General features: G+C 44.2%; 22 protein-coding genes. 18 read left to right on the forward strand and 4 right to left on the reverse strand.

Going from position 1 to position 22,853, the window contains the following annotated elements; all coding sequences use genetic code 11:
* Nucleotides 1-125 precede the first annotated feature (125 nt).
* Nucleotides 126-1,316 carry an aminotransferase-like domain-containing protein gene (locus tag NKT06_RS14115; protein WP_253435314.1) on the forward strand — a complete coding sequence of 397 codons (1,191 nt, stop codon included), beginning with the start codon at nucleotides 126-128 and terminating at the stop codon, nucleotides 1,314-1,316.
* 68 nt (nucleotides 1,317-1,384) lie between these two features.
* Here NKT06_RS14115 and NKT06_RS14120 read toward each other — a convergent pair whose 3' ends face one another.
* The gene (locus tag NKT06_RS14120) at nucleotides 1,385-1,810 is read right to left on the reverse strand and encodes a MaoC family dehydratase (protein WP_253435317.1); all 426 of its coding nucleotides are present in this window, start codon (nucleotides 1,808-1,810) and stop codon (nucleotides 1,385-1,387) included.
* A 165-nt stretch (nucleotides 1,811-1,975) separates the two neighbouring features.
* On the opposite strand from NKT06_RS14120, the gene NKT06_RS14125 reads away from it, so the two are divergent.
* The 9 genes from NKT06_RS14125 (at nucleotide 1,976) to NKT06_RS14165 (ending at nucleotide 11,440) form a co-directional block, all read left to right on the forward strand.
* Nucleotides 1,976-2,971, forward strand: coding sequence for a LacI family DNA-binding transcriptional regulator (locus tag NKT06_RS14125; protein ID WP_253435320.1), 996 nt, complete (start codon nucleotides 1,976-1,978; stop codon nucleotides 2,969-2,971).
* A 116-nt stretch (nucleotides 2,972-3,087) separates the two neighbouring features.
* The gene (locus NKT06_RS14130) at nucleotides 3,088-3,972 is read left to right on the forward strand and encodes an AraC family transcriptional regulator (protein ID WP_253435323.1); all 885 of its coding nucleotides are present in this window, start codon (nucleotides 3,088-3,090) and stop codon (nucleotides 3,970-3,972) included.
* Between the two features lie 85 nt (nucleotides 3,973-4,057).
* Nucleotides 4,058-5,323 (forward strand): ABC transporter substrate-binding protein, encoded by a 1,266-nt coding sequence (locus NKT06_RS14135; protein ID WP_253435326.1) that lies wholly within the window; start codon nucleotides 4,058-4,060, stop codon nucleotides 5,321-5,323.
* Nucleotides 5,324-5,429: 106 nt separating this feature from the next.
* Nucleotides 5,430-6,320, forward strand: coding sequence for a carbohydrate ABC transporter permease (locus NKT06_RS14140; RefSeq protein WP_091016465.1), 891 nt, complete (start codon nucleotides 5,430-5,432; stop codon nucleotides 6,318-6,320).
* A gap of 14 nt (nucleotides 6,321-6,334) precedes the next feature.
* Nucleotides 6,335-7,216: a carbohydrate ABC transporter permease gene (locus NKT06_RS14145; RefSeq protein WP_091016464.1), complete on the forward strand. Its 882-nt coding sequence runs from the start codon at nucleotides 6,335-6,337 to the stop codon at nucleotides 7,214-7,216.
* 201 nt (nucleotides 7,217-7,417) lie between these two features.
* Nucleotides 7,418-8,827 carry a spore germination protein gene (locus NKT06_RS14150; protein WP_253435329.1) on the forward strand — a complete coding sequence of 470 codons (1,410 nt, stop codon included), beginning with the start codon at nucleotides 7,418-7,420 and terminating at the stop codon, nucleotides 8,825-8,827.
* Nucleotides 8,828-8,867: 40 nt separating this feature from the next.
* Entirely contained in the window at nucleotides 8,868-9,983 is a 1,116-nt protein-coding gene (locus NKT06_RS14155; RefSeq protein WP_253435332.1) for a GerAB/ArcD/ProY family transporter, read from the forward strand.
* Between the two features lie 18 nt (nucleotides 9,984-10,001).
* Nucleotides 10,002-11,177: a Ger(x)C family spore germination protein gene (locus tag NKT06_RS14160; RefSeq protein WP_253435335.1), complete on the forward strand. Its 1,176-nt coding sequence runs from the start codon at nucleotides 10,002-10,004 to the stop codon at nucleotides 11,175-11,177.
* 44 nt (nucleotides 11,178-11,221) lie between these two features.
* Complete coding sequence (locus NKT06_RS14165; protein WP_253435339.1) at nucleotides 11,222-11,440, forward strand: hypothetical protein; 219 nt, start codon at nucleotides 11,222-11,224, stop codon at nucleotides 11,438-11,440.
* Nucleotides 11,441-11,527: 87 nt separating this feature from the next.
* On the opposite strand, the gene NKT06_RS14170 is transcribed toward NKT06_RS14165, so the two are convergent.
* On the reverse strand, nucleotides 11,528-12,802 hold the full coding sequence (locus NKT06_RS14170; protein WP_253435342.1) for a stalk domain-containing protein: 1,275 nt from the start codon (nucleotides 12,800-12,802) through the stop codon (nucleotides 11,528-11,530).
* 181 nt (nucleotides 12,803-12,983) lie between these two features.
* Between NKT06_RS14170 and NKT06_RS14175 the strand changes: the two genes are divergently transcribed.
* Together NKT06_RS14175 and NKT06_RS14180 are read left to right on the forward strand one after the other, a co-directional pair.
* Entirely contained in the window at nucleotides 12,984-13,352 is a 369-nt protein-coding gene (locus NKT06_RS14175) for a hypothetical protein (protein ID WP_253435345.1), read from the forward strand.
* 18 nt (nucleotides 13,353-13,370) lie between these two features.
* Entirely contained in the window at nucleotides 13,371-14,603 is a 1,233-nt protein-coding gene (locus NKT06_RS14180) for a sialidase family protein (protein ID WP_253435348.1), read from the forward strand.
* A gap of 85 nt (nucleotides 14,604-14,688) precedes the next feature.
* On the opposite strand, the gene NKT06_RS14185 is transcribed toward NKT06_RS14180, so the two are convergent.
* Together NKT06_RS14185 and NKT06_RS14190 are read right to left on the reverse strand one after the other, a co-directional pair.
* The gene (locus tag NKT06_RS14185) at nucleotides 14,689-15,114 is read right to left on the reverse strand and encodes a hypothetical protein (protein ID WP_253435351.1); all 426 of its coding nucleotides are present in this window, start codon (nucleotides 15,112-15,114) and stop codon (nucleotides 14,689-14,691) included.
* A gap of 46 nt (nucleotides 15,115-15,160) precedes the next feature.
* Nucleotides 15,161-16,393 (reverse strand): GAF domain-containing sensor histidine kinase, encoded by a 1,233-nt coding sequence (locus tag NKT06_RS14190; RefSeq protein WP_253435354.1) that lies wholly within the window; start codon nucleotides 16,391-16,393, stop codon nucleotides 15,161-15,163.
* Nucleotides 16,394-16,555: 162 nt separating this feature from the next.
* On the opposite strand from NKT06_RS14190, the gene NKT06_RS14195 reads away from it, so the two are divergent.
* From NKT06_RS14195 to NKT06_RS14220, 6 genes are all read left to right on the forward strand, one after another.
* Nucleotides 16,556-16,864, forward strand: coding sequence for a hypothetical protein (locus NKT06_RS14195; RefSeq protein WP_253435357.1), 309 nt, complete (start codon nucleotides 16,556-16,558; stop codon nucleotides 16,862-16,864).
* Nucleotides 16,865-17,050: 186 nt separating this feature from the next.
* Nucleotides 17,051-17,623 (forward strand): alpha/beta fold hydrolase, encoded by a 573-nt coding sequence (locus NKT06_RS14200; protein WP_301290355.1) that lies wholly within the window; start codon nucleotides 17,051-17,053, stop codon nucleotides 17,621-17,623.
* 257 nt (nucleotides 17,624-17,880) lie between these two features.
* Entirely contained in the window at nucleotides 17,881-20,055 is a 2,175-nt protein-coding gene (locus NKT06_RS14205) for a stalk domain-containing protein (protein ID WP_253435363.1), read from the forward strand.
* 158 nt (nucleotides 20,056-20,213) lie between these two features.
* The gene (locus NKT06_RS14210) at nucleotides 20,214-21,212 is read left to right on the forward strand and encodes a helix-turn-helix transcriptional regulator (RefSeq protein WP_253435366.1); all 999 of its coding nucleotides are present in this window, start codon (nucleotides 20,214-20,216) and stop codon (nucleotides 21,210-21,212) included.
* 129 nt (nucleotides 21,213-21,341) lie between these two features.
* A complete protein-coding gene (locus NKT06_RS14215; RefSeq protein WP_253435369.1) occupies nucleotides 21,342-22,136 on the forward strand; it encodes an SDR family NAD(P)-dependent oxidoreductase in 795 nt (264 codons plus the stop codon).
* Between the two features lie 148 nt (nucleotides 22,137-22,284).
* Nucleotides 22,285-22,806: a GNAT family N-acetyltransferase gene (locus NKT06_RS14220; protein ID WP_253435373.1), complete on the forward strand. Its 522-nt coding sequence runs from the start codon at nucleotides 22,285-22,287 to the stop codon at nucleotides 22,804-22,806.
* Nucleotides 22,807-22,853 lie beyond the last annotated feature (47 nt).

Consider the following 22,853-nt stretch of genomic DNA (forward strand, 5'->3'; position numbering starts at 1 on the left):
TTTTTTGGTGTATAAACATTAATTTTGTGGAGACAGTTTGGAAATTCGGGAAATGCTCGTATAATAGAATCTAATGTAACGATAGAGAACTAAGTCAGATGAAATGTCGGGAGGCACTATTTAAGATGAACTATTCATTTTCCAATCGTATCGCAGCACTGCAACCATCCATTATTCGTGAGATTCTGAAGGCTTCTTCGGGACAAAATGTGATTCCATTCTCTGCGGGAAACCCCGCTCCGGAAACCTTTCCTATTGAGGCGATTCGCACGTTCACCCAAACCATCCTGGAGCAAGACCCGGTCACGGCTCTGCAATATGGAATTACAGAAGGGTATGTTCCCCTCAGGGAAGCATTGACGCAACATCTGAAGACAGGTTTTGATACGGGTAAGCCATCCGATCAATTGTTCATTGTATCTGGAGCGCAGCAGGGGATTGAACTTGCCTGTAAAGTGTTCTGTAATGAAGGGGACACGATTATCTGTGAGAGTCCGAGCTTCATCGGCTCCCTGAACTCCTTCCGGGCATCCGGTGCAAAGCTTGCCGGTGTTCCGATGGAGATGGATGGCATGGATATTGAGAAGCTGGAACAGGCGCTGCAGACGGAGCCCAATGTGAAACTGATCTATGTGATCCCAAGTTTTCAGAATCCTACCGGTGTAACGACGAGTCTTGCGAAACGTAAGGCCATATACGAGTTGGCTAAGAAGTATGGCGTTATGATTTTGGAAGATAATCCTTACGGAGAACTTCGATTCAATGGAGACGATGTGCCAACCATCAAGTCTATGGATGATGAGGGTCTGGTCATCTATGTTGGATCATTCTCCAAAATTTTGTCGGCGGGACTGCGCGTTGGTTTTGTACAAGCGCCACATGAAGTTGTGGAGAAGATGGTTGTTGCCAAACAGGGAGAAGACGTACATACAGCCATGCTTCCACAGATTCTCGCATACAAGTTCATGACAGAGTATGACTACGCGGGCCACATTAACAGCATTCGTGAGGTATATCGGAGAAAAGCAACATTGATGATGGACAAGCTGCAAGAGCATATGGGTGAGTCCATTACCTATACTCAACCGGATGGTGGACTGTTCCTCTGGTGTGACCTGCCAGCACATGTGCCAATGCTTGACTATGCCAAGACAGCGGCAGCTCAAGGGGTTGCGGTTGTACCGGGAAATGCATTCCTTGTGAACGAGCAAGACCCTTGTAATGCCATCAGACTTAATTTTTCAACTCCGTCAGACGAACAGATTATCAAGGGTGTAGAGATTTTGGGGCAGGTATTGAAGGGCTACAACGCTTGATATGACAAAACGCAATATATCCATGAGAAGTCGCCCATTGGCGGCTTCTTTTTGGCCTTTCGGAGCCCTTAATTATCGATTAATGCACTTAATTCTGCCTGAAAAACCTTTTGATTCTTCTGATTGAATGTACTCAGCAGCACGGTAACAATCCCGTTTCCTTTTCGTCTGGGTGTCAATCCAATGACTTCTGCGATGACATGAAGTTCATCATCCGGATAGACAGGCTTCAGAAATTGAATGTTATTCATTCCGGTTCCCGCCACGACATGTTCTCCATAGACCCCGACCTCAATCCATAATTTGAAGGAGATATTCATCGTTTGCATGCCAGAAGCAATTAAACCGCCAAAGCGGCCTTGCTTGGCCTTTTCCTCATCCAAATGCATGTACTGTGGATCATAGATTGTGGCAAACTCGATAATATCGCTCTTGGACAATGCCAAGGATGTGGTTTCGTAGCGCTGACCTAATACATATTCACTGAATCTCATGAAGGCACCTCGGTTTCTTAAATATGTCTTTTTCGTAGTCGATGCCTTGGAAAGAGACATGACTGGACTGACGTGTTAAAATGCTAGTGAACAGTCCGGTGTGTATTGCTGTGTTACTGCCATAATGAAATAAACAGATGAAACTGTCTTTGAGGAGTATATAAGATGATAACGATTAAAGATGTAGCCAAGATGGCGGGTGTAGCCAGCTCGACCGTATCTTGTGTTCTCAACGACAAAGGGAATGTAAGTGAGCCGACAAGACTCCGAGTACTTGAGGCAGCGAGCCAACTCAAGTACGTTAGGCATGGTCCTGCATCTGAATTAAAACGAAATAGTACACAAACCATTGGTGTTATTGTCCATGACATGTCCAGTCCATATTTCTCGGATTTGGTGAACGGAATAGAAACGGTCGTCATGAGTCATGGATACGATATGATTGTATGTAGTTCGTTGGGTGGAGAGAAATCAACAGCCCATCGATACATCCGAGAAAGAAGAATTGATGGAGCTATTGTTATCGCTCAGAATATTCAAGATCAATTGCTTATTGAAGCATCTGAAGCAGGATTTCCGATTGTCGTCATGGATCGGGATCTGGATGCTCAACATATTGTAAAGGTTTTGATGAGTGATACGCAAGGCGGTTACTTGGCTACCCGTTATCTGATCGATAAAGGTCACCGGACAATAGCTTATATTAGTGGTCCGTCACAATCGGAATGTAATCTCCATCGTTATCAGGGTTATTTGAAAGCCTTGAAGGAGGCAGGCATTGAAGAGAACCCCGAATGGAAAATTGGCGGACAATACATGAAGCAAGATGGCTACATTGCAGCCAAGAAACTGCTTGAAGGAGAGTTACCGTCCGCTGTTTTCTTTGCTAATGATGAAATGGCGATCGGCGGCTTGGAAGCCTTCAGGGAGCATGATATTTCAATTCCTGAGCAGTTATCCATAATTGGTTTTGACAATATACCTGCATCTCAGTATATGAATCCACCACTAACCACCTTTCGTCAGCCGAAGAGGGATGCAGGCCAGCTTGCAGGTCATGTTCTCTTCCAACTGCTGAATGGAGAGATCGTAGAGACGTTATATACACTGGACATCCAATGCGTGGAACGTGATTCTGTTCGACTCCTCAACCTGAGTTGAGGAGTTTTTTCCATTCTATAGAATTTTAAATACTTAAAAAGAAAGGAGAGTAGCCATTTGTGCATAATATAAAGACGAGGAGTTTTTTTCTTTGGAAATAAATGGAGGGTGATACGATGGGCGTACCCACTTTTTTGGAGACAGGTCATATGCAAGAAGGTTTTCCCATTCGGGTAATTCACACAGGAAATCAGTTCAATTATGCCGCACACTGGCATGATGAGGTTGAACTGATTCTTGTCAATGGTAAGAGCGCCAGAATTGGCGTGAACGACCACGTTTGTGAGTTGGAAAAAGGGGATGTGCTGCTGATCAAACCAGGGGATGTGCACTGCTTTTTTCCGGGGACTGAACAGCTAACCATTATCTTGTTCCGACTCGAATTGTTAACGGGAAGTTTCACGACCGAAGCCGAAATTCAGGATCTCGGACAACTTTTCAACAAAACAACAGTTATTCCCTCGAATACGGGAAGTCAGAGCAATCTGGCTCATTATATAGATGTCATCATTACCGAGAAGAAAAATCAGAAGCCGGGATATCGATGGTTAATGGTGTCCAGATTATATGATCTCATCATACTTTTACTACGTACAATCGTACCGGTTACCACCGAGGAATCAACATCTTCAGGATGGCCCTGCACTTCTTCCAAAAAATTTGAATTCCTTGAATCGGTCTGTGAATACCTGGAGGAGCACTATGCTGAACCGATCAAGCTGGAACAGGTGGCGGAACATATTAAGTTCAGCAAGTTCCATGTCTGCAAGCTATTCAAAGAGATTAAGGGCGTAACACTGATGGAATACTTGAATCACTTTCGAATTATCAAATCAGAGTGGGCCTTATTGTTCCGTCAGGATACCATTCTGGAGATTGCGATCGGACATGGGTTCAACAATGTAAACTCTTATAACCGCCTTTTCAAAAAATATAATGACTGCACACCCTCCGAATTTCGTAAGAAACACCGTAGGAATATCACAAAATATGGAGGGTAATGCACAATATTTGTGGAGAAAGCCCTCTCCAAAATCAATATACTCTAATAAATTGTAAGCGTTTCCTTTTTGAAGGAGGGGGCCTATGAAGAAGTGGTTTAAGCCAACTATTGTATTTGTATGTGCAGCACTGTTGTTAGCTGGTTGTCAATTCAGTCCATCCAATCAAAGCAAGCAACAGGAGATTACCGTGTGGAGTTTTACCGATGAAGCAGGATATGCCATCGAGAAATTCGAACAGCAATATCCTGACATCAAAGTGAACTTTGTCAACATTCCCGGTAATTTCTATATCACCAAGCTGAAATCTGCGCTACAGACAACCTCGAAGGCTCCAGATGTATTTATGATTGAAAATGCGAATATTCGAGAACTGATTGACGTTCCTTATCTGGAGAATCTATCAGCTTCGCCGTATAACGCCAATGAACTTATCCAAGAACAATATGCTTTTGTGCAGGCCAATGAAAAGGACAGCGAAGGAAATGTCAGAGCGATAGGTTATCAGGGAACACCAGGGGGCATCTATTATCGTCGGGATTTGGCAAAGAAATATCTGGGCACCGATGATCCTGAGAAAGTGGGTTCACAGATCGATACATGGGAGAAGATCTTCGAGATTGGAGAGAACGTGCAGCAACTAAGCGGGAATAAAGTACATGCATTGGCGAATTGGAATGCGATATCGAATTCATATGATGGTATACCTTGGGTGAAGGACGGCAAACTCGTCATCGATCCAACCTACTTGAAAGTGCTCGATCTTGTACGTGAAGCACGTGAGCGGAAAGTACTTGCCGAGTATGATGATGGAAGTGCAGGTTACGCTGCATCCATGCAAAAAGGAGAGGTCATGTTCTATCCCGGGGCAACCTGGGCCCTGCAATTTACGTTCAAGGCAAATGCCCCGGATACCGAAGGCTTATGGGGCTTGGCACAGGGACCTTCAGCGTTTAGTGCAGGCGGAACTTATATAGCGATGTATAGTAAAAGTGACAAAAAAGATCTCGCCTGGAAGTTTATCGAGTTCTATAACTTTAACCATGATTTTCTGTCGGAGCTCGCGAAAGAGCAGGATTATTTCACGAGCAACATGGTTGTGAATGATGAACTTGCTCCGTCTCTCTCATCGTCCTATTTGGGAGGACAGAAGCATTTCGAATTTTTCTCGGAGGCTGCGAAACGGATTCCTGTATACGAACGCACCAAATATGATGCGATTATTAACAATGATATCTACAAGAATGTGCTCCAGTTGTATCTCAACAAGGACATTCAGACCAAGGAAGAAGTCGTAAAGCGAATCAAACGTGATGTCACCTTGAGATTTCCGGAGCTGGAAGTGGATTAGCTTAGGACGTGTCTGAAACCCTTTCTTCGGAGTTTTCAGATACGCCCTCGAAGTAAGCGATGGTTATACACATCACACATCCGATGATAACTGGGGGGGATAGAACATGTTTGCCAAAACGATTCGCAAGGACCATTACGGCTACTACTTCATTGCTCCGTTCTTTATTATTTTCACCATTTTTGGGCTTTATCCCATTTTATATTCGCTCTATATCAGTTTCACCAACTTTGATGGCATCACGACGCCTGACTTTGTAGGGATCGGTAACTACGTGGCCGTACTACAAGACCCGTTGTTCTACAAAACCTTGTTTAATACGTTATTCATCTGGGGCGTATCTGTCGTTCCGCAGCTGACGATCTCCCTGGTGTTGGCCTTTATTTTGAATGATAAGCTGCTCAAAGGACGGGACTTTTTCAGGGCCGTATACTTTTTTCCGAATATCGTAACGGCTGCATCCCTTGGGTTGCTTGTCAGCCTGATCTTTGACTGGCAATCCGGGGGACTGAATCATTTTTTGGTGCAAACCGGAATCATACAAGATCCAATTAACTGGAAAAATGATCCGTGGTTTATGCGTCTGATTGTGTCCTCGATTCTCTTTTTCCAATACTTTGGCTATTCCATGGTCATCTACCTCGCAGGTCTTCAGGGGATCGACCCGTCGCTACTGGAGGCTGCCCAGATGGATGGAGCGAAAAAGAAACATATTTTCATTCATATCATCGTGCCAATGCTCCGTCCGATTATTTTGTTTCAGATGATTACGTCCATTATTGGTGGCATTCAGATTTTTGATCAGCCATTTACATTAACCAATGGCAATGGTGGTCCTGACAGGGCAGCTATGACAAGCATTATGTATCTCTATAATGTCGCATTTCAGAGCACTCGTTTTGGTTACGGCGCTGCAATCGCATTTTGTCTGTTTATTATCATCATACTGTTGTCCGTTGCATCCTTCATCATGACCAAGCGGAAGAGCCGTTCATAGGGAGGGGAGTTCTCATGCAAACTGCAAAATCAGTTGAACAACCAAATGCAGCGATTCAGCAATATGCCACTACAAGGAGGCTGACAGCAGGCAAGATCATCATCTATCTGTTATTGATTGGTCTTGCCGTGCTGTGCATAATTCCATTCTATCTGATGCTCATCTATTCAACACATAACAATGCAACGATTGCTTCAACATTCACCTTTCTTCCCGGATCGTTTTTAGTCGATAATTATATGAACATGGTATCGAAAATCAACATTTGGCGTGGGTTTGCCAACAGTATATTCATTGCTGGATCATCAACGGTGTTATCTCTGTATATTGGTGCTTTGACCGCGTATGGTTTTGCCAAATTCAAATTCAAAGGACGGAACTGGTTATTCCTGTTTCTGTTAGCGACCATGATGGTGCCGGGCCAGCTGGCCCTGATTGGGGTATATCGCCTATTCAGTATGTTGGGGCTTCTGGACAGCTATGCGGCGATTATTTTGCCGGCTGCGGCTAACGCGTTTAATGTATTCTTTATCAAACAGTTCATGGAGAGCAGTATCCCGGATGAGATTATTGAATCTGCACGTGTGGACAGTGCCGGTGAGTTCCGGACGTTCAATCAGATTGTATTGCCTATTCTGGGGCCGGCAATCTCAGCCCTTGGCATCTTCACGTTTATTGGTTCGTGGAATAATTTTCTAACACCGCTTGTTCTGTTTTTCTCCCTGGATAAATATCCGCTTCCAGTACTGGTTGCGTTAGTGCAGGGTTACTATGGGATGGATTATGGGCTCTTGTATTTGGGAGTAGCAATCTCAATTCTGCCTATTATTGTTGTATTCTCTGTATTTTCCAAACAGATTATCGGAAGTGTTGCTTTGGGTGCTGTGAAAGGATAGTGATAACTAGAAAATAGGGTATCGTAAAGAGCAAGATATCCGTATTCATAGGAATGTACAGCATTCTATATCATCAGGGTCGCTCAAGAGGGCGGCTCTTTTTGCTATTCACTATTTTGCGTATATATCCCAACTTATAAGTAAAGGATACCTTTAACTGAGAATATCTGGACGCAGCATGCACAGAAAGGGGAGGGCAGTATGGACACATCACTGATAACACAACAGAACCTGCCGTTAACCGGACATCTTGCTGTTGATCAAGAAATGTTAAGCTCCGTTTTTGCAGGTTGCTCGGATGTTGTGTTTCATACATTCCAAACCGCATGTCATACTTCAGCGCTATGCGTATATTGTGTGGGTTTATGCGATACAGAACGGCTTGAGAGACAGGTACTAACACCCCTTCAGGAAATGGGGATTGAAGCTGCACAGGCTCCCCTGGCTTCAGTTAAGAGTGTTGAAACAACCACTCAGGCGGTGCAGGCGATATTAGAGGGGGAAGCTTTGTTACTGCTGGAAGGTTCAATGATTGGAACTACATACCCTCTATACAAAGCTGAAAATCGTTCAACCGAGGAACCGTTAGCTGAATCGACCGTGCGCGGTGCACGAGATGGATTCACAGAATCGTTGACCATGAATATGTCTCTTCTGCGCAAACGTCTCAAGACACCTGCATTGAAGATTCATACACGTAACATGGGAGATCGAACTAACACCAGTATTTCACTTGTATACATGGAAGGGGTTATTGACCCCAAACTTGTCAAGGAAGTGCAGACACGACTTGCTGATTTAAAGCTCCGAGACGTACTGGAGAGTCAGTACATTGAAGAAGGCATTGTTGACCAGCGATACTCCCCATTTCCACAGATGATTGCGACAGAGCGTCCGGATGTGGTAGCTTCCAACTTGCTGGAAGGGCGCTTTGCTATTCTCGTTGATGGAACGCCGTTCACCCTTATCGCACCAGTGACCATTTTTTCCATGTTACAATCCCCCGAAGATTATTATCAAAATGTGTTTATGAGTGTTTTTGTACGCTGGCTGCGATACATTTTTTTTGTGTTATCCATGCTGCTTCCATCGGCTTATGTAGCGATTACGACGTTTCATCAGGAGATGATTCCTACCGTATTACTTCTCAGTATTGCACGGGCGAGAGAAGAGATCCCTTTTCCTGCATTGGTAGAAGCTCTCATTATGGAAATCGCCTTTGAAGCACTGCGGGAGGCTGGCGTCCGTTTGCCGAAGCAGGTCGGATCAGCGGTCAGTATCGTGGGAGCCTTAATTATTGGTCAAGCGGCGACGAGTGCCGGAATTGTGTCAGCCCCCATGATTATCATTGTTGCGATAACCGGTATCGCTTCTTTCATGATTCCTCGCTACGCTGCCAGCATCGCGACCCGATTACTGCGTTTTCCTATGATGTTTCTGGCGGGAACGCTGGGACTCACAGGTGTCATGTTGGGAGTCATCCTGGTTGTCATTCATCTGAGCAGTCTTCGTTCATTCGGAACACCTTATCTGTCACCAGTAGCCCCTACGATGAGCAAGGAACTCAAGGATGTATGGTGGCGTCCAGCACCAAGGAACAAACCGGACTAGAACAATTCATACTCAAGCAATCAAGGGAGCGGGATTACACATGTTAACTGACAAAGGAAAAATATCGGAAACTCAATTGGCATTCATGATCTTTCCTGCCATTCTCGCAACAGCCATCTTGTCTGTTCCTGGAATTACAATGCATTATGCAGGTCATGACATGTGGCTCTCTCCCATTATAGGCTCTCTTATTGGTTTTGCAGCGGTAGCGATCTCTATAGGACTGGATCGCCTGTACCCCGGAAAAACGCTCATTCAATCGAGTGTATCGATTGCGGGGCGTATCTCTGGAAAATTAATAGGATTGGTGTATATCATTTTTTTGCCCCATTTGACGGGCTTGATTATACGGACGTACGGTGAATTCATTGTTAACAATGCACTTCCGCGGACTCCGCTATTCGTTGTAATGGGGACGATGGTTGCGGTGTGTGCGCTTAATGTCAGACTAGGAATCGAAGTAGTTGGGCGCACGTCTCAAATCTTTGTGACCCTCCTTATCGTGTTGCTTAGTCTAATCTTCATTCTATTGATCGGGGAACTGAATCCAGCGGAGTTATTCCCTTTCATGGAGAACGGACCCCTACCTAGCATTAAAGGAGCCCTTGCTCCTGCTGCATGGTTTAGTGAATACATCGTAATTGCCTTCTTGCTTCCTTATGTCAATCGTAGAAAACGCACAACACGAGTTATGTTGGGTTCCCTTATACTAACGACAACCGCAATGACGGTAATCAATCTGTTTTGCCTGTTTTTAATTGGAGATCTGACGGATAGCTTTGTATATCCGGTTATGATTGCCGCAAGATACATAACCATTGCAGACTTTCTGCAACATATTGAATCCCTGATTATTGCGGTTTGGATTTTTGGAATCTTCGTCAAAATTTCTGTTTTTCTTTATATTTTTGCGACATCCACAGCAGAATGGTTCGGTTTGAACGATTACAAACCCGTCGTTGTGCCGCTTTCGTTTCTATGCATGGTATATGCCTACTGGGTTGTGTCCGGCGGATCGGGTGCATCCAGTCTGATTGGGCCTTCAGCTAACTTGTATACGATCAGCATTTTATTGATCCTTCCGGCTATGATCTACGGTGTCGCATGGCTGAAGAAAGGGTGGGCACATTTTCGAAAGAATCAAGCGAACACCTGATTGATGGGGGAGGAGCACTTGCGAATATATAGAGTACTACTAATGCCAATATTGTGTTGTGTACTTTTAAGTGGATGCTGGGATCGCATTGAGATTAACGATTTGGCTATTGTGCTGGCTACGGGTATAGATTACGAAGATGGCAAAGTACAACTGACTTCACAGATTTTCATTCCGCGAAAGGCCAGTGCAGGAGATAGCAGTGGGAGCGGAGGCAGTCCAAGCGGGGTTACGATGATTCGAACGGCGGAAGGACTTACAATTGCCGAGGCATTGAATCGGTTACAACGTAAGGTTCCCCGGAATATGTTCTGGGGCCACTGCGAAGTCATCATCATTAGTGAGCAAGCCGGCAAACGTGGTATCCGAGAGTACATCGATTTCTTCTTGCGCTACCCTCAATTCAGGGAACATGCATATGTCTTTTCCAGCGAAAGGGCGGCGAAAGATATCCTTGCCTTGCTTGATCCTCTGGAGCGAAGTTCTGCAGAGTCATTGCGAGAAATGGCCAATATGAAGCTGGGTACACGGATGACTGCTCTTGAACTAGGTAAATCGATCGAAGGTCCAGGTAGCTCCGTCATCTTGTCTCGCATGTTAATCTTACCCCCGGAGCCCGATCAGGATAAACTGACAACCACTCCATATGTAAAAGGTTTGAGCTTGTATAAGGAGGATCGCTACGTCAAGACGGTCAAAGAACCATTAAGTGTAGGTGTATTATTACTTGCAAAAGAACTGAACAACATTATAATGCCTGTTGAAATTAAGCCGTTAAAAGGTTCTTTTTCGATCCAGCCCATTGAAATCCAAACGGTCTTAAAACCTCGGATTGTAAACCAACAGTGGAGTATGAAGGTCGACATCCAAACCCGGGGAGAAGTGGTGTTAAATACGACGGAGGCCGATCTGACTGATCCTGCTGTGTTATCTAAATTGGAACAGGAATGGTCAGCTAAGCTTACAACTCTGGCTCAAGATGCTTTAGAGATGGCACAGAAGGAATTGCGCACCGATTTCTTCAAATTTGCTGTTGAATTTCGTAGATATTATCCAAATCAATGGAAGAAGCAGGAGAAGAACTGGGAAACCCTCTATCCTGAATTGGACGTGGAAGTCAAAGTGGATGCACATGTAGTACGTACCGGAAAATCAACAGGACCGCAGGGGATACCTGATGAGGACGAAAATTGAACAGAGATTGCTCCTGTTATAAGCCTGAGAAATGAGGTGATTGTATGAAAATAGGCTCAATCCTTGGAATTTTGATGCTGGCGGCTGCGATAATGTATGGAGAGTGGAAGAGTAGCAAAGAGAAGCGAGCCAGAATAGTGAGTGCGGGGATTACTGCAGTGACGACAGCCATTGGGATCATCCTTCTCTTTCAGCCCCGTTTTCCTGGTCCTACCCAGGTTATGAAGCTTGTATTTGGAAGCGTGGATAAAATAATGAAGTGAGAATATGGAACAGAAGGACCACGTCTTTACGTACCAGAGATGAGGTCCTTCTTTTATTTTAAGTGAGCTGCATCCACTTAAAGATGTCTATTCTTTGATCACAGAAGCGTTCACGGCATCTTCCATCTTTGTATTGTAGGAACGGAACAGACCCAGACGCCAGAACGCAGCTCCTTTGAGGTCATAACGTTTGGCAAGACCGAGCTTATCATCTACAGAGGAGGGCGTTTCACTGCCTAGACTGATCCCGAGCAGAAGCTTGCTCTTCGGGACACCGGCCTGTATGGCTAATTGAATCGCCTGATCTACAAGACTATTGGGCTCAGGTACCTGAGATTTGGTGCCAACCGGATTATACTGATAGGCCATAATAATAAGGTCATCTGCAATAGAGGCAAGTGTCTTGTAATCATAACCTTTATAAGCACTATTTAGAGGCGGGACTGCTAGTGATAAGGCTGTATCCTGAGGCAAGGAACTCTTTAATTGTTTCACATAAACATTGAGCAACTTCTGTTGCTGAGCCGCATCCAATCGAAAGCCAAGGCCTTCAAAATCCAGAACCACTCCGCCAAAACCGTGCTCAGTAACAGCAGAGGTTATACCATCAATCGATTTCTGACGCAGGTTGGTGTCACTCAACATTTTGGTCAGTTCGCCGTTTCCGTCCAATGCATATACCATTAATTGCGGTTGGATATGCTGATCTGCTGCGTCAGCAACGATGGACTGCGGCGTAATATCACCCGCAGCAGCAGGAAGACGGTACTCTTCCCCCTGGAGTGTAAACTGACCTTCGCGATCAATGCGGCTCCAGCCAAATGCTACAGAATTCATGGAAGTAATGAGATCCTTTTCTTGAAAGGATTGCAATGCATAGAAGGCTCTCAGGTGCATCTCGCGTTGTGGGGAGACGAGGGAGACCGTCTTGGTTGACTGATTCCAGCTTACTTGTACACCGAATTGGTTACTGAATGAACTGAGCGGAATAAGCACTCGTCCTTCCCGCTGAACTGGTGGCGCAGGAAGTTTTACGTTCTTTCCGTTTACGGTTGCTGTAGTGCTGCCTACCGTTAATACTACCTCGGTGGTTTGACCTTTGACAGTATTCGTTGCTTTTATAGTCTGCGTTTTGCTGTTCCACGTTATATTGATACCAAGAGCCTCTCCAACCGTCCGAAACGGAACATAAGTGACACCCTTATCCATGCGTGGAGCTGCATCAAACGTTAAGGGGACATCGTCCAGTTGAACGGTAATGGCCGGAGCAGCATAGGCTCCACCGATATTTGGGGTGCTTCCAAGGACAGAGAGAGTTATCACTGTAGCCGCAGCAATTTTTCCAACACGTTTAATGAACATCGTCTATTTCCTCCAACTCGGTACATAATAGTAGATTCTTGTTTTAAAAGTAATCTAGTAATCTAGCATATGTAGCATAACAAAATTTTCATATGGTTCCAATATAAGAGTCGAAGATTAGTCATACTGGCAGCAAGAATCGCAATATACTTTACTATACATTGCGGAAGGAGTGTGCTTTTTGCCAAACTCTACGGGTTTTATATACAATCCGACCACGGGTGCAACTCAATCCACTCAGCTCATTGTGACATGCATCAATGACTCGCTTAATGCTCCTGTTAATATTGAGCTTGAAGTTTTCAGATGGGACACATCTCAAACTGCGCGCGTACCTATTGGTCATGATCTGTTTGAATTATTGCCTCAAGCGACTAGAACCGTAATCTATCCACTGATCAACGCCGCTTTTTTCGAGGTGCAAAGTGATTATTTTAGCGCTACAAGCACCATCATTCATGTATATGGTGTTGATTCTACAGGTCAGATCATCCAGCGTGTGCTCCAATCCGAGATGACATTAATTGACCGATTCACAAATATCCCTTAAAGGAAGAGAGATGAGCAGATGGTAGTTGTGAATATTACTGGAGCATTAGCAGGCAACCAATTCGAACCTTCCATTGCGGTTAACACGCTGACCCCCAATGTCATGTGCGTGGTCGCCGTAGATACCAGTACCGGACCGACATTGACTGGATTCTATCGTTCCATTGATGGTGGCAGTACATGGTCCACTACTCTACTTCCTCAACCGGCAGGGTATGCAGGAGCAGAGGCACCCACAATAGATTATACGTTTCCCAATACCTTTATCGTTACCGTTCACTTGTTTAACGGAGTTAATGATGGGACAATTGCAAGTTACACCTCATTTGACGATGGACTAACGTGGCAGCCACCGGTTATCGTGCAGGCGGGTTTCGGTACCATTGTTCATAATGATGAGCCTTTCATTGCTGTAGACCGTTCTCCGGGTAGCCCATATCGAGGCAACGCATATGTAGGGTATACACCACTTGCTACGACTTCTTCCGCCATATTTACACAACGGTCGGTCTCGCAGGGGCTAACCTGGGAGCCACCTGACCGACAGTCGAATCCGCGAGGAATTCATGACCGGGCAGCGCTGACTGTTGGATTCTCGGGTGAAGTTTATGCAGGGTATATCATAACGGGGCCTGCCAGTCCCTCTGCGCTTTTGCGTATTTCATACGATGGAGGAATTACTTATCAGCCCCCAATCGAGCGACAGGCAACGTTTATATCATCCGTTGTGCCAGCACCTTCGCCGTTACCTGTACCGAATTACGCTTTTCGGGTACAGACCAATCTAAGTCTAGGAGCAGATATTTCCGTTGGACCTAACAGTGGAACCGTATATGCCGTATGGAATGATGCACGAGCTGGCTATACCAATGTATTACTCTGCGAATCTCCAGATGGTCTCCTGTGGTCAGACCCGATCAGTATTACAGGTGCCCCTCCAGGCACGCAGAATTTCTTTCCTTCCATAACCGTATCACCGTTTGCCGGGACGATCAGGGTTATTTATTACAGCAACCGAATTGACGGGTTCCTTCTGGACGTTTTTGTGGCAGAATCGTTCGATGGCGGGGCGAGCTTCACCGACCGTCGAATTACAACCACATCGTTTAATCCCAATGGTAACTCACCGATGCCTACGATTCTGATCGGAGATTACATAGCGGCAGCTACGGTTAGTCCTGATAATCTGGCAGCCGTCTGGATGGCTACAACACCGCCTACCGGCAAACTAGATATTTATTTTGGAAACTAATTCGACAGAAATAAAACATCCCCATACCAATTAGCCCATGTTGATACAGGCTAAGAGTATGGGGGAACAGGTGGACACATGCATTTTAATCCGAAACGATAAATCCATCGAAACTTTCTGGACCCACCCTCACCGTTCCGAGCAGGTTAGTACTGATAAAAGCAGTGTACGTTATTTGTGGCTGGATCGGTGGATTGTAGTCGTTGGCAGAGAAAACAATAACTTCGGGGTTAAGGAGACCGCTTAGCCCATACGTGAAGTTAGCAGAGTACACAATTGGATCCGTAGCAACGGTGCCTCTAACAATAGTAATTCTAACTTGAAAGAGTGCAAGCGGTAGTCGCACCGTAATGGTTCCTTTTAATGAAACTCGTAGATTGGCTCCAGCTCCAGCCGTTTGCAGACCAATCTGTGCAAATAGTTGAGGTGTATTAATCACTGGAATCGGTATGGAGATGGAATTAAACAAGGCGGCATTCTGGGATGTCCGTGCGTCTAGAAATTGCGTCAATGTATATACCTCCTATCTGTTTCAGATAGAATAATATATTCATCATTCAGATATTCGCTTGGACGGTGGGTGCAGTGCTGGAAATATTAAAGACAAACTGACTGCCCAAATCACTGGAATCTTTAAGCCATACAACGCCACCCATTAATTCGGCGAGTTGTTTACAGATGGACAGGCCCAGCCCCGCTCCGCCATACTTTCCTGAATTACCATGAATCTGTGAGTAGGATTTGAACAACAGATCCTGGCGATCCTGCGGGATGCCGATGCCTGTATCCTTTATTTCGTAGGACGCATGGAGAGTACCTTCGGTATCAGCAGTTACCTGAGTAGAGATGCATACTTCACCATTCTCCGTAAATTTAAGCGCATTCCCAACAAGATTGATGAGAATCTGACGAACTTTATGCTGATCGCCCATAAGCATCAAATGATCATTAATATTGTACTCTGCATATAAACGAATTCCTTTTTTCTGTGCTTCAGAAGAGAATAATTGTAATACATGATCAACAGTTTCAGTTATACTATAGGGCTTGATCTCCAGAGAGATCGCACCAGCTTCTGCTTTGGAATAGTCCAGAATTTGATCCATCATCGACAGAAGGCTGGCGCCACTTGATTCAATGACATTAACATATAACGATTGATCCTCACTGAGCCTGGTCGATTGCAACAGATTGGCCATGGCAAGAACACCATTCATCGGGGTACGGATTTCGTGGCTAAGGACGGCTAGGAGATTTTTCTTCTCTTCCAGCACTTTTGCAGCGGTTTCTTCCGCATGTTTTAACTGTTGCAGCGTCGTTTCCATCTCCAGAAGGCTTGTGAAAAATGAAGACAAGGAGAGAAGCAGATCCACGTCTTTTTCTTGATAGGAATAGAAATCCTGATCAAATGAGCAAAGGGAGCCGTAAATTTCTCCGTTCTCATTATGTATGGGCACACCGACAAATGAACAACCGCCTACGAATTCTGTAGCGTCCATATGTTTGGTTAACGGATGAGTCAGATTATTATTAATTACCAACGGGCCTTGGGCATGTTCTGTCACGAGTGCACAGTATGACTCGGCGTTATCAACGACTAGCCCTTCACCCAGGATTAATTTGTCGCGATTATATACATTCAGAACTTTGGTGGAGAGATGATCCAACTGAGCGATACAAAACGTATTTGCAGGAATTAACCTGCTTGCCGTGTCCATGACATTAGCAGCTGAATCATATAATTTATGTGAGACTATGGATAGTACATCAATGAATTCTGTTTTTAACATATTGATTTGACGCCTCCTGATTGTAGCAATTCGTTGTGCACTGTACTCAGTATATATGAATTCGAAGAATAGAGCATGTATGGTTTTGACAGTGGAAGATGGAAATGAGAAAATATAATGCTGTAGAACATGAAAAATATATAAAGTGGTGGAGGCATCTCAATGAATCAGCGTTTTCGAATTACCCGGTCCATACAAGATAGCAATGCGGAACAATCCATCTCCCTGGAAGAGTGCAAACTCTACTTCGAGTCCAAGCCCGAATTTACCTATTCACCGGTTCTTCACATTGTTGGAGCAGAGAGCACCATGTCCATCGATGGGGATTTTTTTATGTGGGAACTTGAGGGAACACAGATTGCTTTTCGTTTGTACATGGGGGACATCTATGTAGCTATTTCTAACGAAGCTATTGTACCCAAAATGATTGAGATTGCAACCGATCTACGTGCAGATATCGTTGAAGGATAGGAAGTAGAGAACTAGAGTTTGATAAAAAGCAATCAAGTTAGCCGAAGTGAAATTTATACATTACTGTAAAAATGAGACTAAAGATTCATTTATATTCCATATGTTATCTTGTAATATATGGAATATAAATCATTTTACAGGAGGTTGGATTAAGTGAAAAAGGCTAAATTATTACTTGTTGTATTCATGAGTTTGATCCTTGCTGTATCGGTACCTGGGATAGGATCCAGTTCACAGGCTTCCGCAGCTACGGCACGTACACCCATTGTATTGGTACATGGACTGACTGGTTCAGATAGCAATTTTACAGCAATTGAGAGTTATTTGCGTAGTCAAGGGTGGACGAGAGATGAACTATTTGCCATTGACCTCCCTAGCAAACAAGGAAACCAACTATTGAACTCCGCAGCAATTAGTCGTTTTGTAGATGATGTACTGCAACAAACAGGTCACACAAAAGTTAACATTGTAGCGCATAGCATGGGCGGAGCGAATAGTCTGTATTACATACTTAACCGTGACGGCGCTTCCAAAGTGGACAAATTAATTACCCTTGGTGGGGCTAATCGATTGACCACATCTACAGCACCTAGTGGGATAAAGGTGACTTCGATCTATTCCACCAGTGACACGATTGTGTCCCCAGCACTTTCGCGGTTGAACGGGGCGAACAACATCTCTGTTTCCCTTGTATCCCATATCGGTCTGCTGTTTAATTCACGGGTAAACGCACTGATCAAAACCGCGTTGAACGAGTAGCTAACATTGTAAAATGGTATTCTTTCATAATATATTGAATGATTGACTTGAACACGACTGACCATTCATGGGTAGTCGTGTTTTTGTATGATCCGGAAGGATAATGCGGTCTCCTTCCCGCGATCCACTCGAGCTCCATGATTATCCGATATATGTAAATAAAAACAATATAATACCAGAGGAAATATAGGTAGAATTCCTGTAAACTGTCAAAGGCAACAGCCTATCATCTGACATCACGAGGAGACAGCAAGAAAATGATGAAACGCACACTTGTTATAATGGTAACCATGATTTTGGGGTTATCATGTACACCTTTTACAGGTTACGCAGAAGAAGATTCGTTTGATTTTAATGCAACATTCCAAGGGGCTATCATGCTCTCGCTTGGCAGCCCAAACGCAGTCGTTGATAATACGGACACATTGATTGACCAAACCAATTTTAATATCGTTCCTCTGGTTAAAAATAACCGGACACTCCTGCCTCTGCGTTTCATAAGCGAGAGTCTGGGAGCACAAGTGGCATGGGATTCGAAAACGTCCACAGCTACAATTAAAGCCTCAGGTAAATCTATCAAAGTAACATTAGGCAGCAGCAAGATGTTCATTAACGGCAAATCTTTTGCATTGGATGCTCCGGCACAATACAAAGAAGGCAGAGTGTTCATCCCGTTAAGGGCTGTAAGCGAAGCGTTTGCTAAAAAGGTGTTTTTTGACCGGGGCATTATCGTCGTAAGTAATACCACTATTCTTAATGCAAAACGGGATAGAGAAATCGTTGATTACTTGAAGTTTGTACTTGCTCCTTATTCGAAAGATCCATATACGGGTAAAACATTGTCCACAGAACAAGTTGCCCGTCTGGAACAGAGTGTAGTCATGCTGGAGTCGTATGACAAGGATGATAATTATCTCGGATTCGGTAGTGCCATATCGATCGGATACGGATTGTTTTTAACCAATTATCACGTCATTGCTGATTCCAGCAGTTATATGATCCAGACGAGTCAGGACCAGTATTATGACGTACAAGGCGTCATTGCAGCGGATGAGAATCTCGATTTGGCAATAGTCAAAACATCCATGCGTACAAATATTCCTCCGCTTCATGTAGGACTGACGACCAAAATTACTACGGGGCAGCCTGTAGTAGCCATAGGTAATCCTGAAGGACTTCAAAACACGATTTCGACAGGGATCATTAGCGGTATTCGAAACTACGGAAGTGACAGGCTGATACAGACTACGGCTCCCATCACCAACGGCAGTTCCGGAGGACCATTGCTTAATATGAAAGGTGAAGTCATTGGGGTAAATACAATGGGTATAGAAAAAGGGGATTTGAACTTTGCTATTCCCATTGATTATGCATCCCGTTGGATCAAGAAATACACGGCATTATCCTTTTCGTCCATTCCTGTGCTTAACCAAGATCAATTCAGGGAAACAGCAGTGACGGAACAAGAACCAACTGTAGAACAGCCATCAACTGTTAGCCAGAATGTTCATCTAATGGGCCGAACAGTACGTGAAGCCATTCCAGATTCGAATCATTCCGTTGTCTATGCAATTGATGAGAACCAATCAACGATTTTTGCTTATCGCTACGCTGACAATAAGGTTCTGGCAGAGTCCACTTCATTCAGTACTCCTCCAAGAAAGCTTCTGCATGCAAATGGTGAGATCTATGTCATATTCAGTAATGCTGATTACAGTTCATACCGCTTTGATGAGCAGCAGGGAGGACAGATCGTTGTACTTGAAGCTGACACGCTTAAAATCAAAGATCAGTGGGATACTCGAATCGATCCATATGAGATTGAGGTAGATCATTCCGGTCACGTCTACGTTAATTCGGGCTCCGGGCAATGGACCTCTATCATTAGTTATGACCGGGCGACAAAGAAGGAGATCTCCAGTGCAACCATACGACAAGGAAGTCACATGGTCCTGCATCCAGCGGAAGATCGGATCTATGCTGTTGACTCCGATGCTTCGCCGAGAGATATTGAGATGTTTCGGTTAGTGGATGGCAAGTTTACTGGTAACCAGGATTCTCCATATCACGGTGATTACAAGTTCTCAACGGTTATTGGCATTTCACCTGATGGAAAGTACGTATTAAACGGAGCCGGTACGGTTTTGTCCGCTACCAATAACTCTGCAAGTAATATGCAATATGTGACTGCAATTGATCCGTTTGACTATGTAGCTGTACATTCAGCGCATAAGGAAACCTTTTTCACAGGAAAAGATCGCTTGATTAAACAGTATGATACTGAAACACTTAAAGTGACGGATACACTAACGACCAAAGGAACAATCCTAAAGCTGTTCATGTCGGATAAACAACTGATTGCAATCACCAAAATAACCTTAACTGGCAATCCTCTGCCGCAATATGCGGTTGAAACGGTTAAAGATTTCTAGAAGAGTAGAACAGGTCCCTGCTGAACAGCAAGGGCCTCTTCCATTTATGTTATGGTGATGGGAAGTGGCTCTGCGAGGTAAGATTCAAAAATAGCTTCGTCCGTTCTATAATTAGAAATCAGAATGAAAAATGGAACAAGTAAAAGGAGTCTGGATGTATGCAATCTCAACCGAATGATCGAATTAAAGTTCACCCAGGCTTTTGGGCCGGATTACATCAAATAGGGATTGGTGCAGAAGACATCGCTCGCACAGCACAACTATCTCTTGAGACAATAAATAAACCTGTAGTGACTCAATCTCAGTACTATGCAATCTGGCAGGCTTATTCAGATCTCATTGGAGAAACTGCCGAAGGCATCATCAAACTTGCAACCGGATATGAGATATCGAAGTATCCTCCGCCTGTGCTGGCGATGTACCATGCTCGTGATTATCATGATGCGTTAAATCGAATGGTTCGTTACAAGCAAATGTGCCCTCCCGAGAGTTTGCAGCTTACCGAAGCGGGGGAGGAATGTATCATTGAACTCGAATGGTTACATAAGGAGGTACCGGGTCCGCCATTACTGGTCGGTATTACACTGGTATTTCTGCTCGAACTTGGACGGAGGGGCACAGGCCAGCCTTTGATGGCCAAAAGGGTCGAATTCTCCCAACCTATGGGCAACGTATATACCCTTGAGGCTTACTTCGGCTGCGGAGTCGATACGAATTCCAACCATAATCGGCTGACGCTAGAGCGAAAAGATCTGAGTCTTCCATTTCTCTCGTATAACGAGGAGTTACTGGAGATTCTGACCCCGGCTCTGGATCGGTCGCTGGATGAACAGAAGAGCAGTCGTTCCGTTACTGAAGTGGTCAAATGGATCTTGAAACGTAACCTCACAGGAAAACGCCCTGACATCCAGACGGTCGCCAAAGAGCTTCGCATGAGTGATCGTACCTTGCAACGGCGACTGACGGAAGAGAACACAAATTTCAAGCAATTATTAACCGAAGCCAGACGTGAGCAGGCCCGGGAGTACCTGGCAGATCCTTCGCTCGATATCAAAGAAGTAGCATTCCTGGTTGGATATGAAGACCAGAATTCGTTCTATCGTGCGTTCCGGACCTGGGAAGGAGATACACCTTCGAATTGGCGTGTCAGGCAATAACTCTGGCGCAAGGTGCTAGTTACTGAGCCCTTCAGACCTCGTAATATTATAACTATCCGGTGCATGAAGCTGTTGGCAATATTCAAGAAGCCGCTGCCGGATAGTTGTAATCAAGAAGGAGAATGAAGGATGGATATGGGACTAAAAGAGAAAACAGCCTTAGTTACAGGATCAACAAAAGGAATCGGTAAAGCGATTGCCATGGAACTCGCCCGAGAAGGTGTTCATGTGCTGATTAATGGACGCAATGATGAAGAGGTGGAACGAACAGTTCGTGAAATCAAGACCACTTTTCCAGACACCTCTCCGCAAAAGGCAACGGCTGATCTTGTTGATCAGGCGCAACGCCAAGCCTTATTTGAGAAATTTCCTGAAGTTGATATATTAATCAATAGCATGGGCATATATGAAATCATGAGTTATGAAGACGTGAACGATGAAGTGTGGGAAAAATATTTCCGTACCAATGTTCTGGCGGCCAATGGTCTGTCCCAATTTTATTTACCTAAAATGATGAAGAACAATGACGGTCGTATTATTTTCATAGCAAGTGAAGAAGCCCTCATGCCCTCAGGCCAGATGCCTCAGTATTGCATGACCAAGTCAATGCTACTGTCATTATCCAAAAGTTTGTCCAAACTGACAGCAGGCACCCAAGTTACGATCAATACGATCATGCCAGGGCCAACCCTGTCTGAGAATGTGCGTGAGATCATTGATGGCATATACCCAGATGAGACGTTGACTTTCGAGGAAAAAGAGAAGGAATTTATGAAAAGCAATCTGCCTCAGTCTGAATTACAGCGATTCATCAAGCCAAGTGAAATAGGCAGACTCGCCGCTTTTGTATGCAGCCCGTATGCTTCAGCCTTTAGAGGATCTCCGATCCGTATGGACGGGGGTATGATTCCCACCATATTCTAAAATTGTTCAGGATACAGCATATGTATCTCAAGAAGTCGCCAGTATTGGCGACTTTTTTAATGCCTATGTTAAAGATCGTTGTTGATATTTGCTTACAAAAATGTTCTATAATGAAGTCATCAATCTACGAGGAAAGGTTGGGGCGTAAATGATAATAAGAAAAGCAATATTAAATGATGCATCAGGTATCGCGAAAGTTCATGTTGATAGTTGGAGAACAACTTATAAAGGCATTATCTCAGATGAATTTCTAAAGAATTTATCTTATGAACAACGAACAAAACTGTGGACGAAAAACATTGCAAAAGAAGATAATTATGTTGTTGTTGCAGAAAATACAGAAGGCCAAATCATAGGTTTCGCAGATGCTTTTAAGAGAGAAACCAATAAAGTGACGAATTCGGGGGACTTAACCTCTATTTATCTATTTGAGGAATATCAAGGACAGGGCATAGGAAGGAAGATATTCAAAGCACTGTTCAAACATTTCAAAGAATTGGGCTATAACAGGATATTTGTTGACGTTCTTGAGGGAAATAAAACTCGCTATTTTTATGAACATTTTGGTGCTGAATTAGTCAAAACAAGTCAAATTGGGATCGGTGGAAAAATGTTAAACGAACTGACCTATGAATGGAATAATATTGACGATGTTCTAGAAAATTTATAATCATTCGTCCAAATGATAAAAGATACTATTTAGCTTTAAAGACTGTG

The sequence above is a fragment of the Paenibacillus sp. 1781tsa1 genome, from assembly GCF_024159265.1.
Lineage (GTDB): Bacteria > Bacillota > Bacilli > Paenibacillales > Paenibacillaceae > Paenibacillus.